The organism is Streptomyces sp. NPDC048612 (genome assembly GCF_043199295.1).
Classification (GTDB): Bacteria; Actinomycetota; Actinomycetes; order Streptomycetales; family Streptomycetaceae; genus Streptomyces.
The window spans coordinates 532,227-545,815 of the sequence record NZ_JBICVV010000002.1 but is presented as its reverse complement, the minus strand read 5'-3'; the positions used below and the strand labels follow the sequence as shown (position 1 = coordinate 545,815).

Below are 13,589 nucleotides of genomic sequence, written 5' to 3'. Positions count from 1 at the left end.
GCGCGTGAGGTGCCGCTGCCGACCGGACGGCCGTGACGATCAAGGAGTGAGCAGCAGATGGGATTTCTGGACGCCATCCTCGGCCGCAGCAAGCCGGTCCGGCCCGACCTCGACCAGCTCTTCGCGCTGCCGTCCGCCGCGGTGACCCTTCAGGCCGCGTCCGGTTTCGTGCCCACCGGACGGGGATCGGTGTGCTTCGCGAGCGTCGAGGGCGGCGCGTTCGCCCGTATCCAGGAGGAGGCGCGGTCCCTGCTGGACGGCTCGGTGGAGTTCACCCGGGACGCGTACGGCTACACCTGGCTGCTCGTCGAGCATCCGCCGGAGGACGTGGCGGGCCTGGTCAACGACCTGCACGCGGTCAACACGTCCCTGGAGGAGGCCGGGTTCGGTCCCCAGCTGCTGTGTTCGCTGGTCGGCTTCCGTACGGAGGAGCAGCGGTCGCTGGCGCTGGTCTACCTCTACAAGCGGGGCACGTTCTACCCCTTCGCGCCGCAGCGGGACGGCGGCGAGAAGCGTGACAGCCCGCTGGAACTGCAGGTGCGGGCGATGCTCGGGGACGATCTGACGATCGAGGAGGACCTGGCGCGGTGGTTCCCGGTGTGGGGCGCGCCGGGGCTCTGAGTCCTGGGGACGGGGGGGGCTCAGCCCGGGAAACGCAGGAACTCGGGCGGTACGCGGCGGGTGAGCCAGACCCCGTTGGCGCTGACCCGGAAGACATGACCGGCGCGGTGCATGGCGCCCGAGTCGACGGTCAGGACCACGGGCCTGCCGCGTCGCGCGCCCACCCGGGTCGCGGTCTCGCGGTCGGGGGAGAGGTGGACGTCGTGCCGCGACATCGGCCGCAACCCCTCGTCCCGGATGGCGGCCACGCTGCGGGCCACGGTGCCGTGGAAGAGAAGCGAGGGGGGTTCGGCCGGCGGCAGGTCGAGGTCGACCGGTACCGAATGGCCCTGGTTGGCGCGGATGCGGTCGCCGTCGAGGGTGTAGCGCTGCTTGTCGTTGTCGGCGACCACGGCCGCCAACTCGGCTCGTGAGAAAGGGAATCCGTGTTGCGCGGCCGCCGTCATGAGCTCGGCCACCGGCACCCAGCCCTGGGCGTCGAGGGCGAGGCCGATCCGCTCCGGTTCATGGCGGAGGTGCTTCGCCAGATACTTCGAGAGGCGCACGGAGCGCTGGCTGTTCATGCCTCCAGAGTGCCGCGGGGAGCGGGCGGCGGCACGTGAAATTCCGGGGCGGGGCCGTGGACGGGCCGGGGCCTGGGGGCGTGGGGCTGTGGCAGGGCGGCTGTGGCGGGTGCCCAGTGGCCCCGCGGCCGCCCGGTGCGTCACTCCTCTTCGCTGCCCGGCCGGGCCTCCGTGCGTGGTTCCCCGCCCCTCTCCTGGTGCTGCGCCCGGGTGAGTTCGCCGGCCCTGCGCGCCTTTGCGCTGGTCACCTCATCGGCCGCCCAACGGGCCCACTCCTCCTGGACCGCCGATATCCGCAGGCCGTACTCCAGCGCGATCCGCCCGTAGACCGAAATCATGTCCTCGTCCCACTCGGCGGTCTCGTCGAGGTGTTCGAGCGAGGTGCGGGTACGCGCGGCGCGCTCGGCCTGGTGCAGCAGGAACGTCTGCGCTTCGAGCGGGGTGACGACCCCGAGGAAGAAGACGCGCAGCAGGCCGTCGTGGCGCTGGGGTCCGCTGGGCTCGACGTCGGTCAGCCAGTGGCGCAGCTCCGCCAGGCCGTCCCCGGTGATCGCGTACTCCTTGCGGCCGCGGGGGCCGTGGGCGGCGACCTCGACCAGGCCGGCGGTGGTGAGTTTGGTGAGCTCGCCGTAGACCTGGCTCTGGGTGGCCGGCCAGACGCTGGCGAGCGAGGCGTTGAACAGCTTCATCAGGTCGTAGCCGCTCGCGGGGGACTCGGCCAGCAGGCCCAGCACGGCATGTCTCAGGCTCATGACCGGCACTTTACCTTCCACTGTTGACATGTCAAAGGTGGAGCTTCTATGTTCGACATGTCGAAGTTGGAATGTGCGGGCGGTTCCAGGTGACTCGTCGCGACGTCGAGTCGTGCGGCCGCGCGTGAAGAGGGGGGAACATGAACTATCTGCGGGGCTTCATCCCGTGGCTGGTCTTCGCGGGGGTGTCCTCGGCCGGCTGGCAGTGGGGTGCGCTCGCCGGTCTGGTGACCGCTGCCGCGCTGCTCATCGCCGACCGCGCCGCAGGCCTGTCGCCCGGCCTGCGCCTGCTGGAGTACGGCACGATCGTGTTCTTCGCGGCCCTCGCCGCGGTGGCCTTCGCCCGCCCCGACAGCGGTCTCAGGATGTACGGCAGCGCCCTGTCGATGGGGTGGCTGGCGGTCATCGCCTGGGTGTCGATCGCCGTGCGGCGGCCCTTCACGATGGGGATCGCGCGGCGGATGGCGCCGCCGGAGGTCTGGCACACCCCGTTCTTCCGCCGCATCAACGTCGTGCTCACGGCGGCGTGGGCGCTGTCCTTCACCGTCAGCGCCCTGGCCCAGGCGGCCGCTTCCGCCTACGGGTGGCACATGGCCTTCTCGATCCTGATCCAGCTCGCCGGATTCGTCCTTCCCGCCCGCTTCACCGCCGTCTACCCGGAGCGGGCCCGTGCCCGCTTCATGAAGGCCTCCGGCACGCGGGCCGACATCCAAGGAGGCCTGGCCTCATGACATCCGCATCCCCGGCCACCGCATCCGAATCCACCGCTCCCGCACCGCACATGGCCGGCAACTTCGCCCCGGTGACGGACGAGTTGACCGCCTACGACCTGCCGGTGACGGGCACGATCCCGCCCGAACTCAGCGGCTGGTTCCTGCGCAACGGCCCCAACCCGCGGGATGCCGCCACTCCCCACTGGTTCTTCGGTGACGGTATGGTCCACGGCCTGCGCCTGGAGGGCGGCCGGGCCGTCTCCTACCGCAACCGCTGGGTCCGCACCGCCACCTTCACCGACGGCGCGCGACCGGTGGACGCGCAGGGCCGCCGCAATCCGGCGGCGGGCGTGGCCAACACCCATGTCGTCCGGCACGCCGGACGCACCCTCGCCCTGGTCGAGTCGTCGTTCCCCTACGAGATCGACTGCCGCCCCGGCCATGAGCTGGAGACCGTCGGCGTCCATGACTTCGGTGGCCGGCTCACCACCGCCATGACCGCCCACCCCAAGACCTGCCCCACCACCGGCGAGCTGCACTTCTTCGGATACGGCGGCCCCACCCCGCCCTATCTGACCTATCACCGCGCCGACGCAGCGGGGGAGTTGGTGATCAGCCGCCCCATCGACGTTCCGGGGCACACGATGATGCACGACTTCCATCTGACCGCCGGCCATGTCATCTTCATGGACCTCCCGGTCGTCTTCGACCGTAGCCACCCCGGTATGCCGTACCACTGGGACCCGGAGTACGGCGCCCGGCTCGGTCTGCTGCGCCGCGACGATCCCTACGGCGAGGTCCGCTGGCTGCCCCTCGACCCCTGCTATGTCTTCCACGCCCTGAACGCCTATGACGACCGCGACCAGCGGATCGTCCTCCATGTCTCCCGCTATGCCGAGTACGGCGGCCGGGCCCCGGCTCACCTCTGGCGCTGGACGATCGATCTGGTGACGGGCACGGTCACCGAGGAGCAACTCGACGACCAGTTCTGCGAGTTCCCCCGGGTGGATGACCGTCTTGCCGGACAGCCGGCCCGCTTCGGCCATGCCACGGTCGCCGAGCTGCCGGGCACCGGCCCGATACCCGGCGCCCTGCTCCGTTACGACCTGTGGACCGGCGAGGCCGTCCGGCATGACTTCGGCCCCGGGCGCACGCCGGGCGAGGCGGTCTTCGTCCCCGCGGACGACCGCCCGGGAGGTCCGGGCTGGCTGATCACCTACGTCTACGACGCCTCCACCGACACCAGCGATCTCGTCGTACTCGACGCGGAGGACATATCCGCCGACCCGGTCGCCACGGTCCACCTTCCACAGCGTGTGCCGTACGGATTCCACGGCAACTGGCTGCCGGATGAGTTCTGTTGAAGTGGAGGGCGGGGAGGGCGCGGCAGGAGCTGCGGACCGCTTGATTCTTGAGAGCTGAAGAGTGTGTGGGGGACGGGCCTGGGGGTTTGCGGGTCTGCGGTCTGGCGGACTGGTGGTCTGGTGGTCTGCGAGAGGTGGGAGTGGGCTGGTGTCAGGGTCGGTCTGCGGGCTCGGGGGTGTCGCCGGGGCTGTCGGTGGGGGTGCCCGAGTCACCCGCCGATGCGCCGCAGCTTGGACCGTTGCTGCCGCCGCTGCCCCTGCCACCGTCGCTGCCGTTTCCTGTCCGGCCCGTCACCAGGGCGTCCATGGTGCGGGCCTGCGCCTCCCGGTGTGCGGCGGCGGCGATGAAGGCGGTCGTGTTCTCCGCGCCGACCAGATCCCGTACGGCCTGCACGGCCTCGGCGGGGAGTAGGACCGTCTCCAGGCCGGGCGGCGGGGCATCCCTGCTGTCGGCCCCGGCCCCGGCCCCGGCCCTGGCCCCGGCTCCGGCCCTGGCATCGGCCCCGGGCCCGTTCTCGGCCTTGGCCGTCCCCCCTGCGGGCATCCGGGTCTCTGCCGGCAGTGCCTCGCTGAGGTGATGGCGCAGGTAGCGGGTGGCCAGGGTGCGCATGGCGCGGGCGAGTTCGGCGTCGATGGTCTGCTGGGCCAGGGGGCGGAGCCGGCGGACGAGGGCGGTGGCCTCCGCGGCCTCGGCCTCGGTGGGCGGGTGGTCCAGGTACGGCTGGAAGACATGCTCGGTGGTGAAGTCCAGGAAGCGGGCGGCGATGTGCTCGACCTGGCCGCGTACCTCCCGCAGATGACCGGAGACCGCCGTCAGCGGGACGCCGGCGGAGTGCAGTTCGGTGGCGACGGCGAGTTCCTGTGGGCTGGGGACGAGGAACTCGTCGGCCCGGCCGGGGATGCGTTCCAGGACGCCGAGTTCGACGGCTTCGGCGAGCGCTGTCTCATCGGGGCTGCCCCCGAAGGCGGCTTCCAGGTCGGTGTGGCTGATGCGGGACGCCTTCTCGTCGGTCCACGGCCCGTCGATCTCGGCGACCAGGCCCAGGACCCCGCCGAGGTCGCGGCCCGCGTCCCAGGCCTCCAGGAGTTCCTTGATGCTGGCGAGGGTGTAGCCGCGGTCGAGCAGATCGGCGATCTGGCGCAGCCGGGCCAGATGGGCGTCGCCATAGACATTGGCCCGGCCGCGGCGTTCCGGTCGGGGAAGCAGTCCACGGTCCTGATAGGCGCGAATCGTGCGGACCGTGGCGCCGCTGAGGTGAGCCAGGTCCTCGATGCGGTATTCGGCGGTGTGGGGCTGGGCCGTTGGCGGCTGCTCGGTCACTGTGGTGCTCCTTACGAGATGGCCGCGTGGGACGAGAGGGCCGAGTGGCCCACTGGCCCATGCCGCCCCGGCCTTGTTCGGCCGGGAGGAGGCCAGGCAGGCGGTGGCCGTACGCAGCGACCCTTCCTGCGAGGGAGGGTACGGCCGCCCTCGACGCCGAGGACTCGCCGCACCCAGCTCCCCCACGCCAGGTGACCGGGGGAGCCGCCAACCATAGGAGCGCCCAGACGCCGGGGGGATGGCGGGGCCGGGGCGCAGCGGCCCGGCCGTGCGCGACGCCCCCGGCGTCCCCACCGACTCCTCCCCCTACAACCGTGGTCCGAAGCGGGCGAGGGCCCGTACCGCGCCGGGGGCGAGGCGGGACAGCAGCAGGGTGGCGCGGGCTTCGGGGGTTACCGGTACCACCGCCTGGTTGCGGGTCACCGCGCGCAGGATGGCGTCGGCGACCTTCTCCGGAGGGTAGTTGCGCAGCCCGTACAGCCGGGTGGCCTTGGCCTGGCGGCGCTTCTCCTCGTCGGGCGAGACGCCGGCGAAGCGGGCGGTGGCGGTGATGCCGGTGTTGATGATCCCGGGGCAGATGGCCGAGACGCCGATGCCCTGGCCCGCCAGCTCGGCGCGCAGACACTCGCTGAGCATCAGGACGGCCGCCTTGGAGGTGCTGTACGCGGGCAGCGTCTTCGACGGCAGGAAGGCCGCGGCCGAGGCGGTGTTGACGATGTGGCCGCCCTGGCCACGGTCCGCCATCCGCTTGCCGAAGATCCGGCAGCCGTGGATGACGCCCCACAGATTGACGTCCAGGACCTTCTTCCAGTCCTCGGTGCCGGTCTGGAGGAAGGGCCCGGACAGGCCGATACCGGCGTTGTTCACCAGGACGTCGACGGTGCCGTACTCCGTATGGACCTTGTCGGCGAGCTTCTCCATCGCCGCCTCGTCCGAGACATCGACGGTCTCCGCCCAGGCCCGGGGCGCACCGATCAGCCGGGACATCTCGGCGGTCCGGGCCGCGCCCTCGGCGTCCCGGTCGACGGCGATGATCCGCGCCCCGGCCTCGGCGAAGGCGAAGGCCGTCGCCCGGCCGATGCCGCCGGCCGCGCCGGTCACCAGCACCAGCTGCCCGCCGAACCGCTCGGCGTAGGGGCCGGATGCCACGACCTGCCGCGCCGGATCTCCCTCCTCCTTGGCGGTGACGAACTCACCGATCCAGGAGACAAGCTGGTCGGGGCGGGTGCGTGGCACCCAGTGCTTGGCGGGGAGGGTACGGCGTACCAGCTGCGGCGCCCACTGCTCCAGGTCGTCGTACAGCCGCGGTGAGAGGAACGCGTCGCCGGTGGGGGTGATGAGCTGGACCGGGCAGTGCGCATAGGCGTCGGGGCGCGGGCGGCGGAGCCGGGGGAGCACGTTGTCGCGGTAGAGCCAGGTGCCATGGGCCGCGTCGGCCGGCAGCGAAGCGGTCGGGTAGTCACCGCCCGGCAGCTTCTCCACCCGCTGGAGGAGCCTCGGCCAGCGCTTGCCGAGGGGGCCCTTCCACGCCAGCTCGGGCAGCACGGGGGTGTGCAGCAGGTAGATGTACCAGGACTTGGCGCTCTGGTTGAGGAGTTGAGCGGCCCGCCGTGGGGTGGGGCGCGCCGTCCGCTTCTTGAGCCAGTGGCCGAAGTGGTCCAGCGACGGGCCCGACATGGAGGTGAAGGAGGCGATCCGGCCCTCCGTGCGCCGCACCGTGGCGAACTCCCAGCCCTGCACCGAGCCCCAGTCGTGACCGACCAGATGGACCGGGTGGTCGGGGCTCACGGCGTCGGCGACGGCCAGGAAGTCGTCCGTGAGCTTCTCCAGGGTGAAGCCGCCTCGCAGCGGCTGCGGAGCGGTGGACCGGCCGCATCCCCGTACGTCGTAGAGCACCACATGGAACCGGTCGGCCAGACCGCGGGCGACCTCGGACCACACCTCCTTGCTGTCGGGGTAGCCGTGCACCAGCAGCACCGTGGGCTGTGCCGGATCGCCCAGTTCGGCGACGCACAGCTCGATCCCCCCGGTCCGCACCCAGCGCTCCCGGGCCCCGGCGAGCCCGGCACCAGCACCGGCCCCGGCCGCACCCGGCCCCCCGGCCCCGCTGCCCAGCCCGACGCCCGCCCCGGCTCCGGAACCCGCGCCGGCCCCGCCCCCGTGCCGCTGCCCCTGACCCCGTCCCGAGCCCGGCCCGTTCCCCAGGTCCCGTCCCCTACCTTGTCCCCTGCCCCGTGCCATGCCCCGCCCCATTCGCCGTCGCATTCCGCGTCCCTTTCCCGGGCCCCGTCCGTTGCCCTTTCCGCGTCCACGTCCCGTGTTCACGCGGCTCTCTCCTCCTGCTCCCGGCAGCGCCGCACATGCGGCAGATCGTCGTCCAGCCAAAAGGCGCTCTCCTGCGGGTCCTTGGAGTCCGTGACGACCAGAATCTCCTCGAACTTCGCGCCCGTTCCCCGGAAGCCGAGGTGGGGTTCGACCGCCCACAGACCCGGCTGCGGCGGGTGGTCGGAGAAGCGGAACGGGCTCCACAGCGGGGACCAGCCGTCACGGTGACCGTGCAGCGCGTCGGAGGCCAGGCCCTTCAGGGACTGGACGCCGAACCCGAAGAGCGTGGGGGACCAGCGGCGCTGCCGGACCTGGTAGATCTTGTGCGCGATGACGCCGAAGGGGTAGGCCCGGTGCCGGTTGGCATAGCCCTGCCGCACCATCAGCCGGTCGACGTCCGCATAGATCTCCCGCAGCGGGCGCCGTTCGCGCACCTCACGCAGGATCAGCTCCCGGTGCGTCCCGAGGTCGGCGAGCAGCCGGTCGTGCACGGGGTTGAGGCCCAGGCAGCCGGAGTAGCCGACGTCGGCGGGGTAGCCGTTGTGCAGGGGAGCCAGGTCGAGGATGAAGGGCATCCCCGGCTCCAGCTCACGATGGGTGGGGAAGAACTGGAGCGGCACCCGGAAGTTGACGAAGGCGGTGCGGTCGCCGAACCAGGCGAACGGCAGATGGAACCAGTCCCGCACCCCGCGCTCACGCAGCCACTCGCGCTGCATCCGCGCCGCCTCGCGTTCGGTCACCCCGGGCCTGAGCTGGGCGGCCACCGCTTCCGCACAGGCATAGGCGAGCCGTTGGGCCGCTCGGAACCCCCTGAGCCGGGCGCTGAGTTCGCCGGCTCCCGGTGACGTCGCTGAGGTGACTGAGGCCATCGCCAACCGTCCGTCCGTGAGACGTTCATCGTGGTACGCGCCCGCAAGGTGACACTGATGAATGTGACAATGCCCGACGGCTGCGTCAAGAGGCCCGCCCGCCCGCGCAAGGGGACCCGCCACCTCCGCCCAAGAGGCCCGCGTACCCGCCCCGGCCACCCCGTGACGCCCGCACCGGCCCCCGCATGACGCCGCCCCGGCCCCCCATAACGTCGCCCCGGCGACCCCGTGACCCCTACGCCGGACCAGCTCACAGCAGGAGACCCCTACGGGCACGTAATACCGCAGGGGGAGGAACATCCCATCGTTTGGGTTGACGACCGGTGTGGCCGGCGCCACTACCGTCGATGTCGTGACTGTGATCGTGACCGAAAGCCTGAGCAAGCGGTATCCGCGGGTGACCGCCTTGGACCGGCTCTCCGTTGACATCGCCCCCGGCGTTACGGGCCTGGTGGGTGCCAACGGCGCCGGAAAGTCCACCCTGATCAAGATCCTTCTCGGACTCGCCCCGGCGACCGAGGGGACCGCGCATGTCCTCGGCCTGGACGTGACCAAGGACGGCGGCACCATCCGTGAGCGGGTCGGCTACATGCCCGAGCACGACTGCCTGCCGCCGGACGTCTCGGCCACCGAATTCGTCGTGCACATGGCCCGGATGTCCGGGCTGCCACCGACCGCCGCCCGCGAGCGCACCGCGGACACCCTGCGCCATGTCGGCCTCTACGAGGAGCGCTACCGCCCCATCGGCGGCTACTCGACGGGTATGAAGCAGCGGGTGAAGCTGGCCCAGGCACTGGTCCACGACCCGCAGCTGGTGTTCCTCGACGAGCCCACCAACGGCCTCGACCCGGCCGGCCGGGACGAGATGCTCGGCCTGATCCGTCGTGTCCACAGCGACTTCGGGATCTCCGTCCTGGTGACCTCCCACCTCCTCGGAGAGCTGGAGCGCACCTGTGACCATGTCGTCGTCATCGACGGCGGCAAACTGCTGCGGTCCTCCTCGACCGATGAGTTCACGCAGGTCACGGCCTCGCTGGCGGTCGAGGTCACGGACACCGACGCCCATCCGGACGGCACCGAGGCGCTGCGTGCGGCCCTGGCCGCCGCCGGGGCCACGGTGACCACCCGCGCGGCCGGTTCCGAGGGCCTCGCCGCCGGCCACCTGCTGTTCGTCGAGGCGGCCGGCGACCAGACGTACGACCTGGTGCGGGACACCGTCGCCGGACTCGGACTCGGCCTGATCCGGATGGAACAGCGCCGCCACCAGATCGCCGAGGTCTTCCGCGACGCGGACGCGGCGCAGTCCGCCCCCGCCCCCGCAGGCGCCCCGAGCGCCCCGTACGCCACCCAGGACGGAGGCGCCCACGATGTCGCCTGAGCCCATGACGTCCGCACGTCCGGCGGCCCCCTCCGCCGATCCGGGCGGCGCCTACATCCACAACATCGGCTACCGCCACTACGACGGCCCCCGCCTGGGCCGCGCCTACGCCCGCCGGTCGCTCTTCTCGCAGAGCCTGCGCGGCGCCTACGGTCTGGGCCGCTCGGCCAAGAGCAAGGTGCTGCCGATGCTGCTCTTCGCCACGATGTGCCTGCCCGCCGCGATCATGGTGGCGGTGGCGGTGGTCACCAAGGCCGGGGCCCTCCCGGTCGGCTACTCCCGCTACGCCGTCTACCTCCAGGCCGTCATCGGCCTCTATCTGGCCGCCCAGGCCCCGCAGTCGGTCTCCCGCGACCTGCGGTTCAAGTCGATACCGCTGTATTTCTCCCGGCCCATCGAGCGGGTCGACTACGTGGCCTCGAAGTTCGCGGCCATGGCCGCGGCCCTGTTCATCCTCACCGGCGCGCCGCTGCTGATCCTCTACGTCGGGGCGCTGCTGGCGAAGCTGGACTTCCTCGACCAGACCAAGGGCCTGGGGCAAGGACTGATCACCGTAGTGCTGCTCTCGCTGCTGTTCGCCGGCATCGGCCTGGTGGTCTCCGCGGCCACCCCGCGCCGCGGCTTCGGCGTCGCCGCCGTGATCGCCGTCCTCACCATCCCGTACGCCGCGGTGAGCGCGGTCCAGGGCATCACCTTCGTCCAGGGCAACGAGTCCGCCGTCGGCTGGCTGGGGCTGTTCTCCCCCATCACGCTGATCGACGGGGTGCAGTCGACCTTCCTCGGCGGCAGCAGCTCCTTCCCCAACGGCCTGGCCCCGACCACCGGCGCCGGCTTCGTCTACCTGCTCGTGACGCTGGCCGTCATCGTCGGCAGCTACGCGCTCCTGATGCGCCGCTACCGAAAGGCCGGACTGTGACCGCCCACCCCAGGGATGGGCTGCGCCCACGCGCCTTCCGTCTGTCGCCCGCCACCACCCTCCGAAGGAATGGGCCGCGCCCATGACGACTCTGCACATCGACCATGTCTCCCGCTGGTTCGGCAATGTCGTTGCCGTCAACGACATCACGATGGCCATCGGCCCCGGCGTGACCGGCCTGCTCGGCCCCAACGGCGCCGGCAAGTCCACCCTCATCAACATGATGGGCGGCTTCCTCGCGCCCTCCAACGGCTCCGTCACCCTCGACGGGACGACGATCTGGCGCAACGCCGGCATCTACCGCCACATCGGCATCGTCCCGGAGCGCGAGGGGATGTACGACTTCCTCACGGGCCGCGAATTCGTGCTCGCCAACGCCGAGTTGCACGGCCTCGGCCGGGCGGAGGCGGCCAGGGCGCTGGCCACCGTCGAGATGGAGTACGCCCAGAACCGCAAGATCTCGACGTACAGCAAGGGCATGCGGCAGCGGGTGAAGATGGCGTCCGCGCTGGTCCACGACCCGTCGGTGCTGCTGCTGGACGAGCCGTTCAACGGGATGGACCCGCGTCAGCGGATGCAGCTGATGGAGCTGCTGCGGCGGATGGGCGACGAGGGCCGTACGGTCCTGTTCTCCTCGCACATCCTCGAAGAGGTCGAGCAACTCGCCACGCACATCGAGGTGGTGGTGGCGGGACGGCACGCCGCGTCCGGTGACTTCCGCAAGATCCGCCGGCTGATGACGGACCGCCCGCACCGCTACCTCGTCCGGTCCGACAACGACCGGGCGCTGGCCGGCGCACTGATCGCCGACCCCTCGACGGCCGGTATCGAGGTGGACCTCACCGAGGGCGCGCTGCGCATCCAGGCGGTCGACTTCGGCCGCTTCACCGAACTCCTGCCGCGGGTCGCCCGCGACCACGGCATCCGCCTGCTGACGGTCTCGCCCTCCGACGAGTCGCTGGAATCCGTCTTCTCCTACCTCGTAGCGGCCTGAGGCCTGAAAGGAGCCCTGACGCATGTCCACGACCACTCCGGCGGCCCGGCCAGCAGCACCCGCCGCGCCCAGGACCGCACTGTTCCACCCGACCGTCGCCCGGCTCACCTACCGCGCCCTGCTGGGCCGCCGGCGGGCCCTGATCCTCTTCGTGCTGCCCGCCCTGCTGGTGACCCTCGCGGTGGCCGTCCGGGCGCTGACCGGCGCCGACGACTCCACCGCGGGCGGCATCCTGGGCGGCTTCGCGCTGGGCACGATGGTCCCGCTGATCGGCGTCATCGCCGGTACGGGCGCGATCGGCCCGGAGATCGACGACGGCTCGGTGGTCTACCTCCTGGCCAAGCCGGTCTCCCGGCCGACGATCATCCTCACCAAACTCCTGGTCGCGATAGGCGTCACGGTCGCCTTCTCCGCCCTCCCCGTCCTGCTCGCCGGCTTCCTGCTCAACGGCAACAGCCAGCAGATGGCCGTGGGATACGCGGTGGCGGCGGCCGTCGCCTCGGTCGCCTACAGCGCCCTCTTCCTGCTCTTCGGCACGATCAGCCGGCACGCCGTCGTGTTCGGCCTGGTCTACGCCCTGGTCTGGGAGGCGTTCGTGGGGACGCTCATCCCGGGTGCGAAGACCCTCAGCGTCCAGCAGTGGGCACTGGCCGTCGGCCAGAAGGCGGCCGCGGACGGTGCGCTCACCTCCGACGTCCAGCTGCCGCTCGCCGTCTGCCTGCTGGTGGGGCTCACGGTCGCCGCGACCTGGTACGCCGCCCGCCGGCTGAAGGCGCTCACCCTGGCGGGCGAGGAGTAAGCACGCCCCGGCGGCGGGGCGACGTACGGCCGCCCGGCCGCCCTAAGCCCCGCCCCCGCCACTCCCGCTGCTGCGCTGCCGCTCGTTGAACTCCCGCACATTGCGCAGATGTTCCTGGTAATCGGCGGTGAAGCGGGTGTCACCCGGCTTGACGGTGACGAAGTAGAGCCAGTCACCGGCGGGCGGCGCACCGGCCGCCTTCAGCGCGTCCGCACCGGGATTGTCGATCGGCGTCGGCGGCAGGCCCGGGTAGCGGTAGGTGTTGTACGGGCTCTTGGTCCGGGTGTCGGCGTGGCTGGTGTGCAGGGTGCTGCGGCCCAGCGCGTAGTTGATCGTCGAGTCCATCTGCAGCGGCATGTCGTGGGCGAGCCGGTTGTCGATGACCCGGGCGACCTTGCCCATATCGGCCGGCCGGTCCGCCTCCGCCTGCACGATGCTGGCGATGAGCACCGTCCGGTACGAGGTGATCCTGTCGGTGGCGAGCCGCTGGTTGGCGGTCTTCACCATGTACGCGAGCAGGGACGCCGGGGTGGTGTCGGCGTCGATCGGATAGGTCGCCGGGTAGAGGTAGCCCTCCGGATTGCCCTTCGCCTCCGCCGGGAGCGGAAGGCGTGTGCGCTTGGCGGCCTTCGCGGTGGACCCCGCGGGCAGATGCAGGGCCTTGTCGGCGGCGGCGTAGACCTGCCCGGCCCGCTGCCCCTCCGGAACGGTCAGCGTCTGCCCGGGCCCGTGCAGCACGCGCGGCAGCAGCAGGACGGCCAGGGCGGCCAGCACGATCAGGACACCCAGCACGGCCACAAGAACGAACCGGCCGGTGCGGGAGAGCCGCGGACCGGGCCGGCGAACGGTGGGCGAAGCATCGCTCATGGGCAGCACGGTAGGCGAGAGCGCGGGCACGCGGGGTGCCCGAGCCCGGATCGTTGCCGGCCGCGAAGATCCTTCACCGCCTCGCCATGGCCACGCCACCTGCGGCG

At 71.6% G+C, this 13,589-nt stretch carries 13 protein-coding genes; 7 read left to right on the top strand and 6 right to left on the bottom strand.

What is annotated here, in order from left to right:
* Positions 1-57: 57 nt before the first annotated feature.
* Positions 58-621: a hypothetical protein gene (locus ACGFN2_RS05740; protein WP_362604071.1), complete on the top strand. Its 564-nt coding sequence runs from the start codon at positions 58-60 to the stop codon at positions 619-621.
* Positions 622-641: 20 nt separating this feature from the next.
* On the opposite strand, the gene ACGFN2_RS05735 is transcribed toward ACGFN2_RS05740, so the two are convergent.
* Both ACGFN2_RS05735 and ACGFN2_RS05730 read right to left on the bottom strand, forming a co-directional pair.
* On the bottom strand, positions 642-1,184 hold the full coding sequence (locus ACGFN2_RS05735; protein WP_362604069.1) for an RNA 2'-phosphotransferase: 543 nt from the start codon (positions 1,182-1,184) through the stop codon (positions 642-644).
* 140 nt (positions 1,185-1,324) lie between these two features.
* A complete protein-coding gene (locus ACGFN2_RS05730; RefSeq protein ID WP_362604067.1) occupies positions 1,325-1,936 on the bottom strand; it encodes a helix-turn-helix transcriptional regulator in 612 nt (203 codons plus the stop codon).
* A 140-nt stretch (positions 1,937-2,076) separates the two neighbouring features.
* Here ACGFN2_RS05730 and ACGFN2_RS05725 point away from each other — a divergent pair, with 140 nt between their 5' ends.
* Both ACGFN2_RS05725 and ACGFN2_RS05720 read left to right on the top strand, forming a co-directional pair.
* Positions 2,077-2,667, top strand: a complete 591-nt coding sequence (locus ACGFN2_RS05725) for a hypothetical protein (protein WP_393357789.1) — start codon at positions 2,077-2,079, stop codon at positions 2,665-2,667.
* On the top strand, positions 2,664-4,013 hold the full coding sequence (locus tag ACGFN2_RS05720; RefSeq protein WP_393357787.1) for a carotenoid oxygenase family protein: 1,350 nt from the start codon (positions 2,664-2,666) through the stop codon (positions 4,011-4,013). Before ACGFN2_RS05725 ends, ACGFN2_RS05720 begins: the two co-directional genes overlap by 4 nt.
* Positions 4,014-4,164: 151 nt before the next feature.
* Here ACGFN2_RS05720 and ACGFN2_RS05715 read toward each other — a convergent pair whose 3' ends face one another.
* The 3 genes from ACGFN2_RS05715 to ACGFN2_RS05705 form a co-directional block, all read right to left on the bottom strand.
* Positions 4,165-5,334 carry a MerR family transcriptional regulator gene (locus ACGFN2_RS05715; protein ID WP_393357785.1) on the bottom strand — a complete coding sequence of 390 codons (1,170 nt, stop codon included), beginning with the start codon at positions 5,332-5,334 and terminating at the stop codon, positions 4,165-4,167.
* Between the two features lie 306 nt (positions 5,335-5,640).
* Positions 5,641-7,449 carry an SDR family oxidoreductase gene (locus tag ACGFN2_RS05710; protein WP_393358012.1) on the bottom strand — a complete coding sequence of 603 codons (1,809 nt, stop codon included), beginning with the start codon at positions 7,447-7,449 and terminating at the stop codon, positions 5,641-5,643.
* 206 nt (positions 7,450-7,655) lie between these two features.
* The gene (locus ACGFN2_RS05705; protein WP_393357783.1) at positions 7,656-8,528 is read right to left on the bottom strand and encodes a M24 family metallopeptidase; all 873 of its coding nucleotides are present in this window, start codon (positions 8,526-8,528) and stop codon (positions 7,656-7,658) included.
* A gap of 325 nt (positions 8,529-8,853) precedes the next feature.
* Here ACGFN2_RS05705 and ACGFN2_RS05700 point away from each other — a divergent pair, with 325 nt between their 5' ends.
* The 4 genes from ACGFN2_RS05700 to ACGFN2_RS05685 all read left to right on the top strand — a co-directional run bounded on the left by ACGFN2_RS05700 (position 8,854) and on the right by ACGFN2_RS05685 (position 12,615).
* A complete protein-coding gene (locus ACGFN2_RS05700) occupies positions 8,854-9,906 on the top strand; it encodes an ABC transporter ATP-binding protein (protein WP_362604103.1) in 1,053 nt (350 codons plus the stop codon).
* A 4-nt stretch (positions 9,907-9,910) separates the two neighbouring features.
* On the top strand, positions 9,911-10,822 hold the full coding sequence (locus ACGFN2_RS05695; protein ID WP_393357781.1) for an ABC transporter permease: 912 nt from the start codon (positions 9,911-9,913) through the stop codon (positions 10,820-10,822).
* 82 nt (positions 10,823-10,904) lie between these two features.
* A complete protein-coding gene (locus ACGFN2_RS05690; protein ID WP_362604057.1) occupies positions 10,905-11,816 on the top strand; it encodes an ABC transporter ATP-binding protein in 912 nt (303 codons plus the stop codon).
* A gap of 79 nt (positions 11,817-11,895) precedes the next feature.
* Positions 11,896-12,615 carry an ABC transporter permease subunit gene (locus ACGFN2_RS05685; protein WP_362604101.1) on the top strand — a complete coding sequence of 240 codons (720 nt, stop codon included), beginning with the start codon at positions 11,896-11,898 and terminating at the stop codon, positions 12,613-12,615.
* 42 nt (positions 12,616-12,657) lie between these two features.
* Here ACGFN2_RS05685 and mltG read toward each other — a convergent pair whose 3' ends face one another.
* A complete protein-coding gene (mltG, locus tag ACGFN2_RS05680) occupies positions 12,658-13,482 on the bottom strand; it encodes an endolytic transglycosylase MltG (protein WP_393357778.1) in 825 nt (274 codons plus the stop codon).
* Positions 13,483-13,589 lie beyond the last annotated feature (107 nt).